The sequence below is a fragment of the Enterobacter sp. 186315 genome, assembly GCF_053290175.1.
The window spans coordinates 11,726-31,758 of sequence record NZ_JBPTTK010000009.1 but is presented as its reverse complement, the minus strand read 5'-3'; the positions used below and the strand labels follow the sequence as shown (position 1 = coordinate 31,758).

The following is a 20,033-nucleotide window of genomic DNA, read 5'->3' as shown; positions in this document are numbered from 1 at the left end:
CATGGCTGATTTAGACGACATCAAAGACGGCAAGGATTTCGGTATCGGGACACCGCAGCAGAATGTGCCCTTCACCCTGAAGGGGTGCGGGGCGCTGGACTGGGGGATGCAGTCCCGGCTGGCGCGCATCTTCAGTCCGCACAGCAACCGCACGGTGATGCTGGCCTTTGACCACGGCTATTTTCAGGGGCCGACCACCGGGCTTGAGCGTATCGATCTCTCTATCGCGCCGCTGTTTGGCGAAACCGACGTGCTGATGTGTACGCGCGGAATTTTACGCAGCCAGGTGCCGCCTGCGACCAATAAACCCGTGGTGCTTCGCGCATCCGGCGGGAACTCGATTCTGGGCGAGCTTTCCAACGAGTGCGTGGCGGTGGCGATGGAGGATGCCCTGCGCCTGAACGTCTGCGCGGTGGCGGCGCAGGTCTATATTGGCAGCGAGTTTGAGCATCAGTCGATCAACAACATTATTAAGCTGGTGGACGCGGGGGCGCGCTACGGTATGCCGACGCTGGCGGTGACGGGCGTGGGTAAAGAGATGGCCCGCGACGCGCGCTACTTCTCGCTCGCCAGCCGTATCGCCGCCGAAATGGGGGCGCAGGTTGTCAAAACTTACTACGTGGAAGAGGGCTTTGAAAAAGTGACCGCCAGCTGCCCGGTGCCGATTGTCATCGCGGGCGGTAAAAAGCTGCCGGAGCAGGAGGCGCTGGAGATGTGCTGGCGGGCTATCGATCAGGGGGCATCCGGCGTGGACATGGGGCGCAACATCTTCCAGTCCAGCGCGCCGCTGGCGATGCTCAAGTCGGTGAAAAAAGTGGTTCACGAGAACATGAGCGCGCGCGACGCGTTCCAGTTCTGGCAGGAAGAGAAACAGGGAGAGGCAAAATGAACGTGACGTTAGTGGAGATCAACATCAAACCCGAGCGGGTAGACGAGTTTCTGGAGGTGTTTCGCGCCAACCACGAGGGGGCGATCCGGGAGCCGGGAAATTTGCGTTTTGACGTATTGCAGGACCCGAGGGTGAAGACCCGCTTCTTTATCTACGAAGCCTATAAGGATGAAGAGGCGGTGCTGGCGCATAAGCAAACGCCGCACTATCTGGCGTGCGTGGATAAGCTGGAAGCGTTGATGTCGGAGCCGCGCAAAAAGCGCTGTTTTGTCGGATTGTTGCCGGAATAACCGATCTGCCCGGCGGCGTGATACCTGCCGGGCAGCCGGGGCAGAGCGTTAGTGGTAGGTGATTTGCATCAGCTCAAGGGACGCGTCGCGGGCAACCGCGCGGGTAATCACCGTGGCGTTGCTCGCATCGAGCGTCGACTGGCTGTTGCTGGTCAGCTGATAATGGGTGGTGGCGTTGTTGTGCTGGCAGGTGACGTTGTGCGTACCCGTCACGTTCCAGCATCCGCCTTCGACGACCTGGCCGATAAAGCGGATTTTCCCGCTATGGCCTGCGGCCAGACAAACTGAAGTGGAAAGGGCAAATACCGCGAACGCGGCGCAAAGTTTTTTAGCATCCATGAGGTCACACTCCTGTGTTAATCCATTATGAGGAAAATCCTATCCCCGCATAATAATTATCAGGCTAACTATATTTGGTCAATATAATTCAGTGTGAAAATGGATAAAAACGGTCTGCGCCGCGCTTGCATTCAGGCCAGTTGCAGACGCTCAAGCACGGCGGCCAGCGTTTCTCGCGCCTCTCCGTGCAGCGCCCGTAACGGGAACGGCAGCGCGGGCGCGGCAGCTTTCCCCATTAGCTCTGCTGCGGCGGCCATCACCCGCAGGCTCCCGTACTGGCGAAACAGCGCCCACAGCGGTTCGAGCCTGTCTGACGGCGCGGTATCGGTGGCGCGCACGATAGCCAGCGCCGCCTGCGGGAACAGTCCGGCAACGACCGAATACCAGACGTCAAAACCCTGCTGTAGTGCAGATGCCGCCTGCCAGTCGCCGCTGATCCCCATAGTGACCGTTTGCGGCAGACGCGCGCGCAGCGCCGCCACATCCTGCGGGATACGGCCAAACTTTACCGAGCCGACCTGAGGCAGCGCCGCGACGGCAACCATCAGCTCTTCGCTGAAGGTAAACCCGGTGGTGGCCGGATTATCGTAGACGCACAGCGGGACGGAGAGCTGCCGGGAGACCGTTTCATACAGGGAGTAGACTTCCTCTTCCGTCAGCCGCTGATAGGACACGGGCGCCATCAGCACGCCGCGCGCGCCTGCGGCCTGGGCGTCATGCGCCAGGCGGAAAATGTCATCCTGGCGAAGCGCGCCGATGCTGACCATCACCGGAGTATTTCCGGCCTGCGCCACCGCGCGGTGGGTAATGTGCGCCCGCTCCTCAACGGTGAGGTAGGCGTAGCTGCCGGTTGACCCGAGGATCCCCAGCGAATCCACGCCCGCGTCAACCAGCGGCGCCAGCATCTGCGAAAACCGTTGGTCATCAAACCGGCCGTCCTTGAGCGGCGTTAGCGGAAACGCGCTTAACCCGTGAAACATTGTTTGCTCCTCAGAGTGTGAGTAGCTGAACCTGCGCCGTGGCGCCTGGCATCAGCTTTTGCAGGTTGTCCACCAGCTCTTTACCCGCCTCTTCCAGCGCGTCGAGCGGCATGGCGGGCAGGCTTTCAAGAATAAACCACATGCGCTGCGCCTGGCTGTCCAGCCGGGTGCGCACCCCCTGCCGCCAGTTCCAGCGACGGCAGGTTACGCCGATGTCGTCACGCCAGATAACTTCCCCGGCGTCGGGATATTCCACCGCGGGCTGCCCCTCTTTGACGGTATCAAAGGGTTCGCTACCCTCAGCGATCGTCAGGCGCGGCGCGCCGCTGTAGGCCGCGAGGTTTTCGCCGCCGACCGGAATGGCGTAGCGAATGCTGATGGCGTTGTAGATATCCACCACCGGATCGAGCGGCGGCAGCGAGCCGTCTTTCAGCACCCGCTTACGCAGCGCTGACGCTGAACAGGGAGTGCGTTTGGGCTTCGCGCCAAAGGCTTTAAACACCTCGTCCCAGGCGTCGAGATGCGCCTGCGCCCAGGGCAGGTCGTCATTCAGCACCTGCTGGCAGGCGTGGGCCAGGGCGGCGGGAGCCACCTCCGGGTGGGTAATCGGCGCGGCTTCAACCAGAATGCTCAGCGCCCGGAAGCCAGGGGCGATCCCGGCAAGACGCGGGTCTATTGACGGCGTAACGAGAGACATAAATAATCCTGTATCGACTGTTTTATATCATGGTAGTGACCAATGACTGATAAAGTCAATATAATGACCACGCAGGGGGCCGATATCGCCCAAGTAAGCCTGGCGGTGGCAAACCGTATTCGCAACTGGCGCAAAGAGAAAAAGCTGTCGCTGGACGAGCTGTCGCGCCGCGCCAGCGTCAGCAAAGGGATGCTGGTGGAGATCGAAAAGGGCGCGGCCAACCCGAGTATCGCCATTCTGTGCAAGCTGGCCGTCGCGCTGGGCGTGTCGGTGGCGGATATCGTCAACGTTTCCAGCGAGCCGTCGGTGCATCTGATTGCGAAAGAGGCGATCCCGGTGCTGTGGCAGGGGGCGAAGGGCGGCAGCGCGAGGCTGCTGGCCGGAACCGCTGGCCCGGATATGGTCGAGCTGTGGAAATGGGAAATGCAGCCCGGCGAGAGCTTCTCGTCGCCCGGCCATCCGAGCGTGACCTTCGAGCTGCTGCACGTTGAAGCCGGAGAGTTAACCCTGACGGTTGATGACGAAGTGACCCGCATCCCTGCGGGGGCGTCGGCGGTGGCGAAAACCGAAGCCGCGCACCGCTACGCCAACGAAGGCGATACCCTGCTTGCCTTCACCATGACCGTGGCGGAGCTGAGCCGTTCATAGCTCAGAGCACGAAGCGAGGATCCTCGGGATAGAGCCGGTGGGCCTCGTCAGCAACCTGTAGCGCCAGCTTCTCGTTGCCGAGATAGTGCTCGATGTTGATCAGATTGTGATAGATATCCGCATCGGTCCAGGTGGTGAGCCAGCGCCTTGCCAGGGTGCTGAACTGCTGGAGATCTTCCACGTTGCCGCTTTTCTGATAGCGCACGATATAGCTCAGCGCCTGGTCTTTTCGCAGACGTTCGGTGCCAATGCCCGTTTCGGTCAGCGTCAGTACCCGGCTGGCATAGCCTTCCGGTGAGGCCTGAAATTTCGTCAGGTAACGCCCCTGCCAGAAGGTCACCGCCACCAGCAGCGCGCCGGAGCAGGCCAGCGCCGCCATCAGGGTCGGGAGCAGCCTGAAGCGCGACGTTTTGAACACGCTGCGCGACGCCGAGGGGTCGGCAGCGGGCGTATCGGCAAAACTCAGCAGCAGCATCACCAGCAGCCAGTGAACGGGCGACTGGTAAAGCGGATATTCCAGCTGGGTGTGCAGAAGCACCGGCAGCAGACAGCCCAGCACCGCCAGCGTGTAGCGCCGCGGCTGGCGCAGCAGGAGCACGCCGCCCGCTATCATCGCCAGCACAGTACCCGCCAGGGCGACAATTCCCCCCTCAACCCACCAGAACAGCAGCTCGTTATGCGGATGCGTCAGGGCATTCATGCCGCGAGAGAGCGGAACGGGACGGTCTGCCAGGAAATGGGCAAATGACCAGGTGAATCCGCCGTAGCCCCAGCCCGTCAGCGGGTGCTCCTTAATCATCTGCCAGGTCTGTTGCAGGATAAAAATGCGATCGGCGGTGGAGGTGTCGTGCGCATTGAGCGCCTCAAGCAGCCCGCTTTTTAGCAGCAGCGCGCCGAGGCCGATCCCCAGCGCGGGCGCCAGCCGTACCCATCCGCGCGAGGAAATCTCCTCGCTGCTCTCTTTGCGCCAGTACACCACCGTGAACCACAGCCAGATCAACAGCCCGCCCAGCCAGCCGGTACGCGAGGCGATAAGCGTCAGGGTCATGTACAGCACGACGATCGCGGCAGAGATCGCCCCCTGTCGCAGCCGTTCCCGAACGGGGTTCGCGAGGTGATACTGGCTGTCGGCCAGCAGCCAGAGCAGCAGAGCCGCGCCGGTGGCAATAAACGAGGCGGTGACGTTGCGCTGCTGGAAAACGCCTACGCCGATGCCGGGATTCAGGCGCAGCGCGTTCTGCGCCACCTCCGGTAACAGAGAGGGGCACCACATGCCCGTCAGGCTCCAGACGGTCTGGATCAGGGCGGCGGTCACGATGAGCCACAGCATCACCTGCTTCTGCCGGTCGGTGAAATGGCAGTTGATGAGCAGCAGATAAAAGCCGAGCCCTGCCCACAGCCCGGCCAGACGCGGCAGCGCGTCGAGCTGCCAGTCCGGGTGCTGGCTCCAGAGCAGGGGCAGCGTCAGCAGGACGGCGGCAATCGCCAGCAGGCGGGCGCAATGGGTGAGCTGGAGCCGCTGGTGGCATAAGATCCACGCCCCGCCGGTAATCAGTACCAGCAGCGTGGTCCAGACCAGCAGCGCCTGGGGCAGATCCGCGCCGCTGCCGCCCGTGTTCGGCAGGGCCAGATGCATCACGACCAGGAAAATCAGCGCCAGCAGGCCAATCACCCAGCAGGCGGCATCCTGCGTTATACGGCTGCGCATCAGTGAGGCTCCCCGGAAACATTCGCGGAGGTTACGGGCAGCAGGGAGCCGTAATCGTTCAGCGTCTGCCACTGAAGCGCGCAGTTACCCTGCGCCGGACACCAGCTTTCCGTGCGCGAGGAGAAGGGGGCGACCATCCCCGGATCGTCAATCGCCTGGCCGTTGCTCTTCAGGTTGATCAGCGTGACGTACCAGGGCGTGGGGTTGTGGACGGTGACGCGCGCGCCGCTGTGCGACCAGATCAGGTGCTTGTACGCCTCGTCGGCATTGCCCTTGAGCGTGGCGGGACGCCAGAACAGCTTCATGCGCTGGCGCAGCGCTATCTCGACGAGGTTGGGATCCGTGGACGTTGAGGAGGAGGGAATACCCGCCACCGTCAGCCAGAACAGGCTTTCGCGATCGGCGGGCAGCGGCTCGCCGGTGTAGATAATCCGCAGAATATTTTCCCTGCCGCCCTTAAGCACAAACAGCGGCGGCGTGGCCACGAAAGGCGCGGTTCTGGCGTCGGCGCTGATTTTCGTTTGTACCAGATACGGGGCCGCTGAGGTATTGCGCAGGTTGACGGTCAGGCTGTCGGCGTTGCTGTAAAAGACAAAGCGCGTGCCGCCGGTGACGATGGCGGCCTGGGCGGAAAAGGCCCAGCAGACCGCCAGCACGCTTAACGTCCTGAGAAGGTGAATCGGCTTCATGGTTACTGCCAGGTCATCGTAAAGGTGGCGGTGGCATTTGCGGTACCCGCGGTCACTTCTGACGAGGTGGCGGTGTACTGCGCGTAAAACGTCAGGCGGTTATCGGTCTGCGTGGGGTCGATGGTGTACGTCCGGCTGGCCTGATTGAGCGGAATGGGCGTTGAACGATCGTCTTTGATCGTGATGCCCAGCCCGGACGCGGAGCCGCTGTCCTTCGTCAGTGCCAGCAGCGAAGGATTGGCATCGTCCGCATCGCCGGTGAAGGTGATCTCAACGCCCGTCGTCCCCGAGCCGCAGTTTTGCAGATCGATACTAAAGGCCACCGGCAGGGAAGAATCTCCCGCCTGGCGCAGCTGCCGTGAGGCAATGTCCCCCAGCGTGACCGACTGGTCAACCGACTCCTGCGCCACGGTGCAGGAGTTATCTTCAATCAGGCCGTCAATGGTGATCGAGCCGTCGTGGGCGAGTGCCGCAAGCGACCAGCCGCAGCCCAGCAGGGTAAAAATGACTTTTTTCATTATTGATAGCTCATGTCGAAATACATGACGGCGGTACCACTTCCTCCGCTTACCGGAATTTTTGTCGCCTTGTAGTGCATCAGGAAATTCAGCGTGTTATCGCCAGCGCTCAGCGGGTACTGTGCGGTGGTGCTGTTAATCGGAATCACCTTTTTAGCGGTGTCCATCAGTTCCACGCCTACGCCCTGTGCCACGATGGGGCTGTGGGTCACGGACAGGACCAGCAGATCCGGATTGTCGGGATTCGAAACGCCGCTAAAGGTCACCTTTGCGCCAACGATGTTTTCACCGCAGTTTTTCAGAAGGAGTTTCACCGGCGTGTCGGTGCTGGTATCGCCCACATTCTTAAAGGTTGTGGTGGAGAAGTGGCCCAGCGACACGGTCTGATCCACGCTCTCAAGGTCGCAGGAAGAGGCCAGCACCTTGCCCTGTATAGTGATGTTCCAGTTGCCAATCTGCGTGTCCGCGTGGGAGGCCGCGCTAAACAGCCCCAGCAGGAGTACGAAACGTTTCATTGCTGCTCCTTGCCTTACGGGATGGTGACTGAAATGGTTTCAATCGCGGAGTAGTCCCCCGGCGCCGGGTTTTTTCCGGTAATGGCGACCGGCACATAGCTGAACGGTACGTTGACCGCGCCAGCGCTCAGGGTCGCAGACACCTTGCCGTTATTCGCCGATACGGTATTGCCGCTGCCATCCAGAACGCGCACGCCAACGTCCGGATTAGAGGTGACAATATCGTCCCCGGAGACTTTGCTGGTGGAGACATGCAGGTCAATCGTGGCGCTATCGCTCCCGCCCAGGCAGGCAATTGACATGGTCTGGCTGGTTCCCGTTCCGACTTTTCCGCCCGCGCCGGCTTTGCTGAACTCGCCTGAGTAGGTGTCCGGCAGCACAATGGTTGAGCCGGACGAGAGCTTGCAGGAGGCCGGGATGTGGATGGTGCCGGTCAGGTAAACGCGGGTGAGAGGAGTACCCCCAATTGTTTTTTTGTTTAACAATTCCGTTGTCAGGAAAATCGTGCCTACAAGCTTGTTAGTGACCGTGACATTTCTGGCCTGGTTCGAATCAGTGATGATGAGTTTCACCCCGGCATATTTCCATTTCACCAAACTCCCCGGCAGCGTTCCTGTTGCGTTATATATCCCGGATGTTGACACACCAAAACAGCCGCTATATTCAATGGTGGTCCATGAGCCACCGTCGTAGGCATAGGCCCCGCCAGAAATACCCGGCCCAAGAACCGTTGATGTTCCTCCGCCCGTCATCTGATCGTCAGTTGAACAAAAATAGAGCGCTTTGGTGGATTGTGGGCAGGAGTACTGTTCATCCTGCTGACCGCTCCAGAAGGTATTGGCCGTGCCGTTACCCAAAACGGACGAACCATTACTGTTGGTTTTGAAATTGTAATCCTGCGTGATCGTCACGCTTGCCGTCGCTGACGTCAGGGCGCAGGTCGCCATCGCGTTGTCGGCCTTGCACCAGAGGATGACGGTGCAAAACAGGAATAAGCTGGTTTTAAAAAGTGTACGTATCATTATTGGCACCTTTCGCTGATCTTGTTCACCGGCTGCGTGGTCGCGTTTTCCGGTAGCTGGTATTGCACTTTGCAGTGCTGATCGCTTCCCTGACCCCACTGCACGTCGAGCGCGCCCGCGAGCGGCAGCCCTGCCAGATAGGCAATCCCCTCGTCGCCGACTATGGTGCTGCTCCCGCCTTTCTGGCTCACCATTGCGCCGAACGGTACGGGTTTGCCGTTGTGCAGCAGCGTCATAAGCGCGCGCACGCCGACGTGAGCGGTAAATTCAGCGCGCACCATCGCCCCTTGAGTGGGCACCACGTTGGTCACCGCATCGTCAATATCGATGTTCTGTCCCATGGAGTTAGTGTTGAGCGCCACGCGGTTCTGGCGATAGGTGGTGGCGTAAGGGATGACCGCATAGCCGCGCCAGTCGGTTTTCACCCCGGTGGCGTTTTCCAGCTCGACGCCCGCCGCGCCCGGCGCTTTCACCAGAATATTGGTGTCGCCCAGCGGCTGGCTTAAGGTCACGCCGTTGCGGTGAACCACCACGCCGCCGCTGACGCCGTAGTTGGTCTGGTGATAGCCATCGCTATAGTTGTACCCGGCCTTCAGGTTGCCGTAGGTGCCCTGGTAGTTCAGGCTGGCGTTGCCGCTGTCGCCCGTACCGTGGTTGCCGTAGCTCTCCTGCACGTTGTAGCTCAGGTTGTTATCCGCCAGCAGGGTGCCGTTGATCCCGGTGCTCTGGGTGGTATTGCCATGCCGGTCGGTGTTCATGTTGAAGCTGGCGTTGGTGGTGTTCGCCGAGCGATAGAGATCGGCATTGCTGTTGCCGGACAGCCATTTGCCAATCGGCAGCGACACGTTGAAGGCGTAGACCTGGTCTGACTCCTCCTGGCCCGGCGAAATGTTGTAGTTGTAGGTCAGGCTGTAGGAGATATCCTGCCAGCTGCCGTTATAGCCCACCTGGAACAGGCGATCTTTTTCGTCGGTGTTCCAGTAGGTCTGCTCCTGGCCGGTGATAAAGACCGACCCCATATCCCCCACCTGCTGGGAGATGTTGAGCTGGATCTTGCCCTTTTTGGTGTAGGCCAGGTTGTAGAAATCGGTCCACACCGGGTCGTCCTGCTTGCCGTCGTGATCCTCATCCTTCCACTCGTCGTCACCGGTATAGCCGTGCATATGCTTGTAGGTGGTTTCGTCGAGGGTATAGAAACCTTCGGTGGAGTAGCGATAGCCCAGCAGCTGGAAGTTGGTGCCGATGTTGTTCAGCGCTTTCGCGTACAGGAAACGCATCGACTGCCCGTCGTGCTGGCTGCCGTCCACCAGGGTACTGTTGGCCTGGGTGACGTCCACCGACACGGCGCCGAAGTCGCCCATGTTCAGCCCCAGCCCTAAGGCAAAGGCGTGGTAATCGCTGGTCGCCTGTGAGCCGCCGTAGAGGGTAAAGCCGTGTACCAGCCCGTAGAGCGCCGTGGCCTGGACGAAGTTATCGTCATTTTGGTCGTCGTTAGTGCTGCGGTACTTACCGGCGGTGAAGGCGTACTTGAGTCGGCCTTCACGCTGCAACAGCGGTACGGCGGAGTAAGGCACGGTAAAGCTGTTGTCGCTGCCGTCGCTCTCGTGAACCGTGACCTGTAAATCACCGCTCGACGAGGTGGGGTAGAGATCGTTAATCGCGAACGCGCCCGGTGAGACATAGGTCTGATAGATGACGTAGCCGTTTTGTCGGATGGTCACTTTGGCGTTGCTTTTGGCGATGCCGCGCACCGTCGGGGCGAACCCTTTCAGGCTGTCCGGCAGCATGTTGTCATCGGAGGCGATCTGCACGCCGCGAAAGCCCAGGCTGTCAAACACGTCGGACGGGGTGTAGCTCTCACCGACGGTTAACTCGCCCTTTAACGGCGCGATGGTGCGTTCCACGTAGGTGCTGATATGTTCCCATTCGTTTTGGGTATCGCCCTCGCCGCGGGAATAGTTCCAGGTGGAGTAATCACGCAGCCGCCACGCGCCCAGGTTCAGGCCGCTTTGCAGGTTCAGATAGTAGCTGTCTTCGTCGCTGTTTCCCCCGCTGTTGCTGCCGGAAAAATCGTAGTTCAGCAGCAGGGCGTTAATCCCCTGATCCCACTGCTCTGGCGGAATATAGCCGCGCGCGCTCTGCTTCATTGCCGCCTGCGGCACGCTGATGTTCAGACGCTGGTGCTCAAAGTCGAACTCCGTCGCCCCGTCAGGGATGGCGTTGATCGGCACACACTGCTCGGGCGCCAGCTTCGCCAGCTCAGGGAAGGCCTTCATGTTGATGCCCATGCCTTCCATGCGCCCTGCGGTAAAGCAGGGCTGGAGGCCGGTGTCGTCTTTGGCGTCATTTTTATTTTTCGCCGCCGCAAACGTCACATCTTCAGCGTCGACAAACTCATCGTTGAGATAAATATCAACGTGGTATTTCCCCGGTGCCTGACTATCGCTTTTTTCAAAATGGGAAAGGTCGGCAACGGCATGAGGGTCGTCCGATAAAAACGCCGGATTAAAATAGTTATCCGCCCAGGATTGCAGCGGCAGAAGCGTAATTGCTGCCGGCAAAATAATGCGGTAAACATTGCGGCGGGTTGATAGCACCTGCGCCATAGCGCGGGCGATCCTGTTCATTCGTAGAGTCATGAGTTAGCCGACCTGTCTGAGGTTAATCCATAGTGGCTTTTAGTGTTGGGCTGTTGGCTCCGTAGTCATTCACCGTCTGGTAGCTGATTTCGCCCTGGGCATTCGCCGGAAGCTTCACGTCTACCTGCGACATCGGCGCCACCATGGTGGTAGGCAGCGTGGCGAGACCCGCGTGCATCTGCACCAGCGTCATGTAATACGGCGTCGGGTTCTTGATGGTCAGGGTGCTGCCGCTGGTGTGGAAGCGCAGTTTTGCCGGCGCATCAATGGAGGCCATCGGCAGATTTTTCGGACGAACGAAGAGCTTGATGCGGCTCAGCACGGCAATCTGAAGCGTGTTTTTATTTGCGGTCTCTTTGCTGCCGGACGGGATCGCTTTGACGTTCACCCAGTACAGGCTTTCGCGATCGGTCGGCAGGTTATTCGGGCCGACGTACATAATGCGCAGCGTGTTCTCTTTCTTCGGCTTCATCACAAATAAAGGCGGCGTAATGACGAAATCGCTGCTTTTATTTACCTGGGCATTTTCAATCCAGGACTGAATTAAGAACACGGCCTTCGGATCGGTATTATTCACTGCGAGTGAAACCTGCGTATTGCCCTGCGGATAAATCACGCGGGTCGCGCCTAATGAAACGCCGCCGTTCGGCGCCGCGCTGGCGGCTGCCGTGAAAAGAATCGTCATCGCGAGTACGCGACGAAGCGTAGAAATAACAGACATAGTGAGCCTTTAGACTTTTGCCAGAAATAGATAGGTCGGTAGTTACAGATAGGTCAGGGTGAACCAGGTCTGGGCATTGGCCTCACCGGCAACCACGGTTCTTGATGTCGCCCGGTAGCGCGCGGTGAACCTCAGCTGGTTCGTCCCGTCCTCTAAGGTGGTGAAGTTCAGGGGCTGCTGGTTAGGGATAATTTGGTTCCCCATGGCGTCAAACAGTCCCAGCCCTACGCCCTGTGCGCTTTGTGCGCCATCGACGATAGCCAGTACGCCGGGATCCTTTTTATCCGTCTGCCCGCGAAACGTAATGCCCGCCTGCTGGCTCACGGTGGTATCGCAATCTTTGAGCGTCAGCGTAAAGGCCTGTGGGTTGGTCCAGCTGCCGAGTCCGCGAAAATCACTTGAGCGGACCTGCCCCATCTGCACCTGTAAATGCTGACTGTCTGCCTCTACCGTGCAGGCCGCATTGACGACGGCCCCCTGAAATTCAACGTTGCCGCCTTTAATCGTCACGTGTTGATGGCCGCCAGCCTGCGCCAGTGCGGGTAGTAAAAGCGTGCCAAGGCAAGCGAGTGTGATGAAGCGTGTTTTCATACCAGCCTCTTTCAGTCGTGAAAACACCGTCCGTGGCGTGTCGTGCTCCCTGGTGTGGAATTACTGGTAGGTCACGTTAAACGTTGCCGTGGTGTCTACGCTGCCCGCGGTTGCGGTGTCGGCAGTCTGGTAGTAATCCGCAGTGAAGTTCAGGGTGTTGTCGCCGTCGATCAGCGTAACGGCCTGGGACGCGTTACCCAGATCCAGCGCAGAACCGTCTTTGTCATAAATCTGGATGCCTACGCCAGACGCAGAGCCTGCGCCCGCGGTGTTAGCCAGCACGCCAGCTTCGCCGTCTGCTGCGTTACCGTCGAAGGTTACAGAAGCCTGAGTAGAGGTGGTGGTGTCGCAGTCAGCCAGTTTGATAGAGAAAGGCGTTTTCTGGTTAGCCACGGTGTCTTTACCGGTGAAGGTCGCGAGGCGAACCTGATCCAGGGTAACGATCTGGTTTGCGGTGTCGGCAGTTACCGCACAGGCTGCATCAACCACAGCACCTTTAAACTCAACGGTACCGCCCTGCACGGTGTTAGAGGTTGCGCCGCTGGTTCCAGCCATTGCTGAAGAAATGCCTGCTGCCATAATCACTGCTGCTGCCAGACTCTTAATCACAAATGCGTTTTTCATATGTAAACCTGTTCTCTTATTTTGGATTTTTCCATGATTTCACTTCCTCTTGGCAATAAAAGGCGTAAGCCATAATAATTAGCCAGGAAATTAAATCTTCTGATGAGGATGTTCCGTATCAGCTCGGGGAATAGTTTTACAAAGTTGTTTGTGAATTAAAATTGTTAAATCAGTCCAACATAAGACAGGTCTTAAGGCCTTGACAGAGGGGCGTAGATTTTTAACGTCTGATTATATCCTGTATAGACAACTACAGGCGTCAGCTATCTGAATTAATATTATTTAATGAAATAAAGCAAAAGGGAAGATACGCCGCAGAACGCGGCGTAGAGTGACTTAAAATGCGGCGGGAAGTTTCTGTTCGATGGCAATAAGTTTGCCGTTGTCGATGGTAATATATTCCCCTTTGCGAAGCTCGGATAATATTGCCATGACGCGACTGCGCGAAATATTGGTGCGGCGCTGAATAAAATTGAGTACCTGGATTTGCAAGCGGTACTCTTCCGGGTAGGCGTTCAGCTCGATAAGCAGGGTGCGGACCTTAAGATAGGAGTCCACGCCCAGCAGCTCCTCCTCGCGGGCGCTCATTACCATCAGCCGGTGCGCCAGAATACGGGCAACGTCGTGCCACAGGTTCTGTTCATCGCAGATGCGAACAAAGTCATTCAGCGCGACAAATTTTCCATAGCACAACGTTTCGGCATAAAGATAATGCTGCGGTCGGGAAGGGACTTCATAAAATACGCTATATCCGTCAATCAGCCCTAATATTGCGGGTGAGAACATGCTGGAAATGAACAGATCGTTGCCCACATGACATATTGAACATATTCCGTGTTCAAACAAAATAATCCCTGCATTTTCCCGGTCAGGACTCAGGTAGTGGGTTTTTCCCTGTTCTAATTCAAACGGTTTCCCGGCTGGCATCAGCGCATTGAATAAGGTTTCGGTGGCTAATGTCGGTTTGGTATTGTGAGCAAAGGAAAAGGCATGCAAAGCGTCGCCGTTTAACTCATCGACGTTTAATTTAAACATGTACGGATATTCCTGGAATAATGTTCGGTTACCATTAACATAATATTGATGCTGTGAATATTACGCAGCCTGTGACGGGAATTATGACACGACCGGAATAATGTTTTAATTTTTAGACACGAACAACTTTTCTGAAATCAGAATAGGGGTTGTAAATAACCCCTGTTTTTGTAAGTAAATTCTTACACCGGCGGGCTGGAACGTTAGATTTACCTGATAAAGGCCGGGCGAGAAGAGGGCTCGCCCGGCAATATTACTTTACGCTTCTTCCACGCTAACCCGTAGCGCCGCGAGCGCTTTTCGGGTCGCTTTGAGCACCAGCTCGCACTGCTCAATGGTTAGGGTGAGCGGCGGTTCAATGCGGATCGTCTTCGAGTTGTTGAGCGTTCCGGCCACCAGCACGTGCTGGCGGAACATCTCGCTCGCGAAGCTGTAGCCGATTTCGTTGTCGACAAACTCAATCGCCATCAGCATTCCTCTGCCACGCGCATCCTGCACCAGATCCGGATATTCCCGCGCCAGCTGGCGGAAGCCGTCCAGTAGCATGTCGCCTTTCTGCTCCGCCTGCGCAGGCAGGTTTTGCTCCAGCAGCACGTTGATGGTCGCCAGCGCCGCCGCACAGGAGAGCGGGTTGCCGCCAAAGGTGGTGGTATGCAGGAACGGGTTGTCGAACAGCACCGAGAAGACCTCTTCGGTGGCCACCGTCGCGCCAATCGGCATCACGCCGCCGCCGAGGGCCTTCGCCAGGCACAGAATGTCCGGCTGCACGTTCTCATGCTCGCACGCAAACATCCTGCCGGTGCGCCCCATTCCGGTCTGCACTTCGTCGAGGATCAGCAGCGCGCCAAACTCATCGCACAGCTGACGCACGGCGGGCAGATAACCCTGCGGGGGCAGGATCACGCCGCCTTCGCCCTGAATAGGCTCAAGGATCACCGCCGCCACGTCATCCCCGGTTTTACGGCATTCGCTCAGCAGGGTGCGCATTGCGTTGATGTCGCCAAAGGGAACGTGACGGAAGCCCGGCAGCAGCGGCATGAAAGGTTTACGGAACGTCGATTTGGCGGTCGCCGACAGCGAGCCTAACGATTTACCGTGGAACGCGCCGCTGGTGGCAACAAAGGTGAATTTGCCGCGCGGGGACTGGTACGCCTTGGCGAGCTTAAGCGCCGCCTCGACCGACTCCGTGCCGCTGTTGCTAAAGAAGCTGTATTTGAGCTTGCCGGGCGTTAAGGCCGCCAGCGTTTTCGCGAGCATGGCGCGAAGGGGATCAAGCAGTTCCTGGCTGTGAAGCGGTTGCTTCGCGAGTTGATTCTGTACGGCGGAAACCACAACTGGATTACGGTGCCCCACGTTGAAAATACCGAAACCACCCAGGCAGTCGATAAATTCCTGTCCCTGGGTGTCGACAAGCGTATTCAGACTTCCCGCCTGCCACTCTACGGCTCCGTAATCCCCGCCAGCGGTAACAGATTTGCGATACTCCAGAAAACCAGGATTCACATGCTCTTTAAAGTAGTCGATGACCTCACGGTTAAGTTGTTTCATCTCCTCATGGTCAAGCGTTCGCTTTTCGATGAGATTCAGTGCGTGCGCGGTACAGGCAAGAGCCGAGGCGCTGGAAGGTAACCTGTTCAAAATATGCTCCCGGGGATCGCGTATCACATGATACTGAGATAAGTATTGCAGGGATTACGCCACTTCCGGTGCCTTAACAAAAATCGGGATAAACGCCAGGTTTAAAATATGTTGCGCAATATTTAATCATGCCGATGCAGGCCAAACGGGATGAAGCGGCAGGGACGACGGGGGCGTTTGCACTGTACATGAGCTCAATTGCACTGAGGTGGTGCAGGGCACTGCTTAAGTGGACATTAACAGGTCATACTTTGTAAGTAATTTCTCTTCGAAAGTATTCTAAATCAATCGATTAGAAAAACGCACAAAAGGTGCGGTTTATGGCGGATTTGCGATCTCAATCAAATTTAACAACTAAAGATAAACTGTTTACCGCCGAAAAAAGATTAACCCACAAAATTAACATTCAAATAACCTGCAAGGGATGCCAATAATGTCCTCTTCTTCCTGGGTCACCCAGAACGAATATCCTCTGGATGCTGACACCACCTTAATGTCGACCACCGATCTGCAAAGCTACATCACCCACGCTAACGACACCTTTGTGCAGGTAAGCGGCTACACGCTGAACGAGCTGCTGGCCCAGCCGCACAACCTGGTGCGCCATCCTGATATGCCGAAAGCGGCCTTTGCCGACATGTGGTACACGCTGCAACAGGGCGAACCCTGGAGCGGGATCGTCAAAAACCGCCGTAAAAATGGCGATCACTACTGGGTGCGGGCGAACGCCGTGCCGATGGTGCGTAACGGCCAGACCACCGGGTATATGTCGATTCGCGTTCGCGCGACGCAGGAGGAGATCGCCGCCGTGGAGCCTTTATATCAGGCGCTGAACGCGGGGCGCTGCAACAAGCGGGTGCATAAAGGGCTGGTGGTGCGCAAGGGCTGGCTCGGGAAACTCCCGTCGATGCCGCTGCGCTGGCGGGTGCGCGGAGTGATGGCGGTGCTGTTTGCGGCCCTGGCCGCCACGCTGCTGACTACCGCCGCCGGCTGGGCACCGCTGGCGGCAAGCGCCGTGGTGATGCTGCTCGGCACGCTGCTGTTCGAGCAGCAGATTGTTCGCCCGGTAGAGAACGTGGCGCGTCAGGCGCTGAAGGTGGCGACCGGGGAGCGCAACAGCGTGCAGCACCTTAACCGCAGCGACGAGCTGGGGCTGACCCTGCGCGCGGTCGGGCAGCTGGGGTTAATGTGCCGCTGGCTGATCAACGACGTTTCAAGCCAGGTGGTGAGCGTGCGCGACGGCAGCGACAGGCTGGCGCAGGGGAATGAAGATTTGAACGACCGCACCCGTCAGACCGTCGCCAACGTGCAGCAGACGGTCGCGACCATGAACCAGATGGCCGCGTCGGTGCAGAGCAATTCGGAGACCGCCGCCGAGGTGGATAAACTCTCCGTGGCGGCCAGCAGCGCGGCTAGCCAGGGCGGACACGCCATGCAAACCGTGGTGAAAACCATGGACGATATCGCCGACAGCACCCAGCGGATCGGCTCCATCACCTCGCTTATCAACGACATCGCCTTCCAGACCAATATTCTGGCGCTGAACGCGGCGGTTGAAGCGGCAAGGGCGGGCGAGCAGGGCAAAGGCTTTGCGGTGGTGGCGGGGGAAGTGCGTCATCTGGCAAGCCGCAGCGCCAACGCGGCAAACGATATCCGCAAGCTGATTGATGCCAGCGCCAGCAAGGTGCAGTCTGGCTCCGATCAGGTTCACGCTGCCGGGCGCACGATGGACGATATCGTCGAGCAGGTGAAAAACGTCACCCAGCTTATCGCCCAGATCAGCCACTCCACCTCCGAACAGGCCACCGGGCTGTCTGAATTAACCCGCGCCGTGGCCGAGCTGGACAGCATCACCCAGAAAAACGCCGATCTGGTAGAAGAGAGCGCCCAGATCTCGGCGATGGTGAAGCACCGCGCCGGACGGCTGGAGGATGCGGTCACCGTGCTGCACTAAGCCGTCAGGTTCCCGTAAAAGCCGTTTATTCCTCACGGGATAAGCGGCTTTATTTTTCCCCCGCTATGCCGTTATTATTCAGGCGATATGTTAATTTTATATTAAATAACTAAAAAAACTTGCTCAGTTATTTATCTCAGCCTAAGCCTGATTTCCCCGATGCTATTTCAGTAAACCCCTTTCCGCTGGCGGTATAACGATCAATGCCTGTCTATTAATAGTCTTAGCCTATCCATTGCGCGGGTTATGAAATAAAAAAACGATCAAAGTCATAAAGTTAGCGGATTCGTTACCGATAACAGCGATCGTCTGAGAAATAATCACCTTGATGGAGTAAATATGTTCTTACATGACGTAAAGATCGGCACAAAATTATTTCTGGCGTTTGGATTCTTTATTGTCCTGATGGTGGTCAGCGCAAGTTTATCCCTGATGAGCCTGAACCGGGCGAACAACGGGATGCAGTCCATCATCGGCAATGACTACCCAACCACGGTAAAAGCCAATCAGTTAATCGACAACTTCCAGGAATTTATCAGCACGCAGCAGCTGATGCTGCTGGATGACCAGGGCACCTACACGGCGCAGTCGCAGCAGCATCTGAAGGCGATCAGCGAGCGCATCACCGTTATCCTGGGCGACCTGAATAACGCGCTGCCCGACGGCAAATCGCAGCGGGTGCTCGCGGATATTCGCGGGGTGCGTCAGCAGTACCTGGACTCCCGCTACCGTATTTTACAGGCGGTACAGAACAACGATCGCGCGGGGGCGATTCAGGAGATGATGACCAACACCCTCAGCCTGCAACAGGCTTATAAAGCCAAAGTACAGGAGCTGATTGCGATTCAGGACGCCGAGATGCAACGCGCGGGAACGCAGGTGGACGGCGATTTCAAAACCAACCGCCTGATGCTGATTGCGATTACCCTGTTCAGCGTGGCGATGGGCAGCGCGATCGGCTGGTTCATTGTGCGCTCCATTACCCGTCCGCTGGGCAAGGCGGTGGATTTTGCGGAGGCGATTGCCGAGGGCGATCTGACGCGCAGCATTACCTCGCACGGGAAGGATGAAACCGGGCTACTGCTGCACGCGCTGATGGAGATGAAAACCCGCCTGCTGGAGATCGTGCAGCAGGTGCAGTCCGGCTCCGAGAATATCTCCAGCGCCGCCGCGCAGATTGTTGCGGGGAACCAGGATCTGGCCGCGCGCACGGAAGAGCAGGCCAGCTCCGTCGAGCAGACCGCCGCATCGATGGAGCAGATCACCGCCACGGTGAAAAACACCGCCTCCCATACCGGGGAAGCCACCACCCTCTCGGCGGATGCCGCCACGGTAGTGAAAAGCAACGGCGAGATGATGAAGCAGGTGACCAGCAAAATGCGCCTGATTAACGAAACCTCCAACCGCATGTCCGACATTATCGATCTGATCGACGCCATTGCCTTCCAGACCAACATCCTGGCGCTGAACGCGGCGGTAGAAGCGGCGCGGGCTGGCGAGCACGGGCGCGGCTTTGCGGTGGTGGCGGGCGAAGTGCGCCAGCTTGCGCAGAAGAGCGCCTCGTCGGCGAGCGAAATTCGCCAGCTGATTGAAAGCTCCACCAGCCAGACCCAGGACGGGATGAATCTCGTTGAGAAGGCGAGCACGCTGATCAACGGTATGGTCGGGAACGTTGAGGAAATGGACATGATCCTGCGCGACATTCGCCAGGCCAGCCATGAACAGACGGAGGGCATTTCGCAAATTAACAGCGCGATTGGCCTGATTGACGCCACCACCCAGCAGAACTCCGCGCTGGTGGAGGAGTCCGTGGCGGCAGCGGCATCGCTTAACGAACAGGCGATGCACCTGAAAGCGCTGGTACGCGTCTTCCGCGTGAGCGAGCACGCTCCGGCTTAATCCAGCTGGGAGATCTCCAGCGCCGCGCGGTCGATTACGCCGATAATCTGCTTAAGCTGCGCGTCGCTGAGCTCTCCCTGATTCACTTTAAGATCCAGCACGGCCTTAAAATTATCCAGCGCCCGCTTCATCTGCGGGTTTTTGCGCAGCTGAAAACCGACGCAGCGGGCTTTAATTCGCACCTGAATGTTCTCAAGCTGCTCCTGATTTTCATCCAGCCAGCGCTGTCCGGCGACGGTAATTGAAATCTGCTTACGCCCGTTCTCTTCTTCTTTAATGCTGATAAACGCCTGATCCTGCAAAAAATCGAGGGTCGGGTAGATCACGCCGGGGCTTGGGGTGTAGTTCCCCTGGGTCAAATTCTCGATCTCTTTAATCAACTCGTAACCGTGGCTGGCGTTACGCGTCAGCAGATCCAGAATCACCAGCCGCAGGTCGCCGTGGCCGAAAAATCGCGGTCGACGTCCGCCGCCTTCGTGTTCATGTCGCATGGTCAATTCCTCATAACTGATATATCTAAACTATATCTAAGATATATTTAGATGCAATCTAAAAACCCTTGCATTCCGCCTTAATAGCAATCATTATCATCTAAAAATAATTTAGATATATCGTATTCACGTTAAAAGGGCTTAAT

At 57.8% G+C, this 20,033-nt stretch carries 20 protein-coding genes; 5 read left to right on the top strand and 15 right to left on the bottom strand.

Features of this window, described 5'->3' with window-relative positions:
* Position 1: 1 nt before the first annotated feature.
* Positions 2-889 carry a 3-hydroxy-5-phosphonooxypentane-2,4-dione thiolase gene (gene lsrF / locus ACSVHP_RS12280; RefSeq protein WP_447552061.1) on the top strand — a complete coding sequence of 296 codons (888 nt, stop codon included), beginning with the start codon at positions 2-4 and terminating at the stop codon, positions 887-889.
* Positions 886-1,179 (top strand): (4S)-4-hydroxy-5-phosphonooxypentane-2,3-dione isomerase, encoded by a 294-nt coding sequence (lsrG, locus tag ACSVHP_RS12275; protein ID WP_227441856.1) that lies wholly within the window; start codon positions 886-888, stop codon positions 1,177-1,179. Before lsrF ends, lsrG begins: the two co-directional genes overlap by 4 nt.
* A gap of 48 nt (positions 1,180-1,227) precedes the next feature.
* Here the strand turns inward: lsrG and ACSVHP_RS12270 are convergent, their stop codons facing one another.
* The 3 genes from ACSVHP_RS12270 to ACSVHP_RS12260 form a co-directional block, all read right to left on the bottom strand.
* Entirely contained in the window at positions 1,228-1,518 is a 291-nt protein-coding gene (locus ACSVHP_RS12270) for a hypothetical protein (protein WP_447552060.1), read from the bottom strand.
* A gap of 131 nt (positions 1,519-1,649) precedes the next feature.
* Entirely contained in the window at positions 1,650-2,498 is an 849-nt protein-coding gene (locus tag ACSVHP_RS12265; protein ID WP_447552059.1) for a dihydrodipicolinate synthase family protein, read from the bottom strand.
* Between the two features lie 10 nt (positions 2,499-2,508).
* Positions 2,509-3,195, bottom strand: coding sequence for a B3/B4 domain-containing protein (locus ACSVHP_RS12260; protein WP_447552058.1), 687 nt, complete (start codon positions 3,193-3,195; stop codon positions 2,509-2,511).
* A 42-nt stretch (positions 3,196-3,237) separates the two neighbouring features.
* On the opposite strand from ACSVHP_RS12260, the gene ACSVHP_RS12255 reads away from it, so the two are divergent.
* On the top strand, positions 3,238-3,843 hold the full coding sequence (locus tag ACSVHP_RS12255; RefSeq protein ID WP_447552057.1) for a helix-turn-helix domain-containing protein: 606 nt from the start codon (positions 3,238-3,240) through the stop codon (positions 3,841-3,843).
* A gap of 1 nt (position 3,844) precedes the next feature.
* Here ACSVHP_RS12255 and ACSVHP_RS12250 read toward each other — a convergent pair whose 3' ends face one another.
* The 11 genes from ACSVHP_RS12250 to ygjG all read right to left on the bottom strand — a co-directional run bounded on the left by ACSVHP_RS12250 (position 3,845) and on the right by ygjG (position 15,543).
* On the bottom strand, positions 3,845-5,551 hold the full coding sequence (locus ACSVHP_RS12250; protein WP_447552056.1) for a Wzy polymerase domain-containing protein: 1,707 nt from the start codon (positions 5,549-5,551) through the stop codon (positions 3,845-3,847).
* A complete protein-coding gene (locus ACSVHP_RS12245; RefSeq protein ID WP_447552055.1) occupies positions 5,551-6,240 on the bottom strand; it encodes a fimbrial biogenesis chaperone in 690 nt (229 codons plus the stop codon). The genes ACSVHP_RS12250 and ACSVHP_RS12245 overlap by 1 nt, the downstream gene beginning before the upstream one ends.
* A gap of 2 nt (positions 6,241-6,242) precedes the next feature.
* Positions 6,243-6,758 carry a fimbrial protein gene (locus tag ACSVHP_RS12240; RefSeq protein ID WP_447552054.1) on the bottom strand — a complete coding sequence of 172 codons (516 nt, stop codon included), beginning with the start codon at positions 6,756-6,758 and terminating at the stop codon, positions 6,243-6,245.
* Positions 6,758-7,273 (bottom strand): fimbrial protein, encoded by a 516-nt coding sequence (locus ACSVHP_RS12235; protein WP_447552053.1) that lies wholly within the window; start codon positions 7,271-7,273, stop codon positions 6,758-6,760. Before ACSVHP_RS12235 ends, ACSVHP_RS12240 begins: the two co-directional genes overlap by 1 nt.
* 14 nt (positions 7,274-7,287) lie before the next feature.
* On the bottom strand, positions 7,288-8,295 hold the full coding sequence (locus tag ACSVHP_RS12230; RefSeq protein ID WP_447552052.1) for a fimbrial protein: 1,008 nt from the start codon (positions 8,293-8,295) through the stop codon (positions 7,288-7,290).
* Positions 8,295-10,922, bottom strand: a complete 2,628-nt coding sequence (locus tag ACSVHP_RS12225) for a fimbrial biogenesis usher protein (protein ID WP_447552051.1) — start codon at positions 10,920-10,922, stop codon at positions 8,295-8,297. Before ACSVHP_RS12225 ends, ACSVHP_RS12230 begins: the two co-directional genes overlap by 1 nt.
* A 34-nt stretch (positions 10,923-10,956) precedes the next feature.
* Entirely contained in the window at positions 10,957-11,655 is a 699-nt protein-coding gene (locus tag ACSVHP_RS12220) for a fimbria/pilus periplasmic chaperone (RefSeq protein WP_447552050.1), read from the bottom strand.
* A gap of 42 nt (positions 11,656-11,697) precedes the next feature.
* Complete coding sequence (locus ACSVHP_RS12215) at positions 11,698-12,246, bottom strand: fimbrial protein (protein WP_447552049.1); 549 nt, start codon at positions 12,244-12,246, stop codon at positions 11,698-11,700.
* A 60-nt stretch (positions 12,247-12,306) separates the two neighbouring features.
* Complete coding sequence (locus ACSVHP_RS12210) at positions 12,307-12,870, bottom strand: fimbrial protein (RefSeq protein WP_417314577.1); 564 nt, start codon at positions 12,868-12,870, stop codon at positions 12,307-12,309.
* A 336-nt stretch (positions 12,871-13,206) separates the two neighbouring features.
* Positions 13,207-13,905 carry a helix-turn-helix domain-containing protein gene (locus tag ACSVHP_RS12205; RefSeq protein WP_447552048.1) on the bottom strand — a complete coding sequence of 233 codons (699 nt, stop codon included), beginning with the start codon at positions 13,903-13,905 and terminating at the stop codon, positions 13,207-13,209.
* 258 nt (positions 13,906-14,163) lie between these two features.
* On the bottom strand, positions 14,164-15,543 hold the full coding sequence (gene ygjG, locus ACSVHP_RS12200) for a putrescine aminotransferase (RefSeq protein WP_447552047.1): 1,380 nt from the start codon (positions 15,541-15,543) through the stop codon (positions 14,164-14,166).
* Between the two features lie 433 nt (positions 15,544-15,976).
* Between ygjG and ACSVHP_RS12195 the strand changes: the two genes are divergently transcribed.
* Positions 15,977-17,497 (top strand): methyl-accepting chemotaxis protein, encoded by a 1,521-nt coding sequence (locus tag ACSVHP_RS12195; RefSeq protein ID WP_447552046.1) that lies wholly within the window; start codon positions 15,977-15,979, stop codon positions 17,495-17,497.
* 339 nt (positions 17,498-17,836) lie between these two features.
* The gene (locus ACSVHP_RS12190) at positions 17,837-19,396 is read left to right on the top strand and encodes a methyl-accepting chemotaxis protein (RefSeq protein ID WP_234674265.1); all 1,560 of its coding nucleotides are present in this window, start codon (positions 17,837-17,839) and stop codon (positions 19,394-19,396) included.
* Here the strand turns inward: ACSVHP_RS12190 and ACSVHP_RS12185 are convergent.
* Entirely contained in the window at positions 19,393-19,887 is a 495-nt protein-coding gene (locus tag ACSVHP_RS12185; RefSeq protein WP_234674266.1) for a PadR family transcriptional regulator, read from the bottom strand. The genes ACSVHP_RS12190 and ACSVHP_RS12185 overlap by 4 nt on opposite strands.
* Between the last annotated feature and the right edge of the window lie 146 nt (positions 19,888-20,033).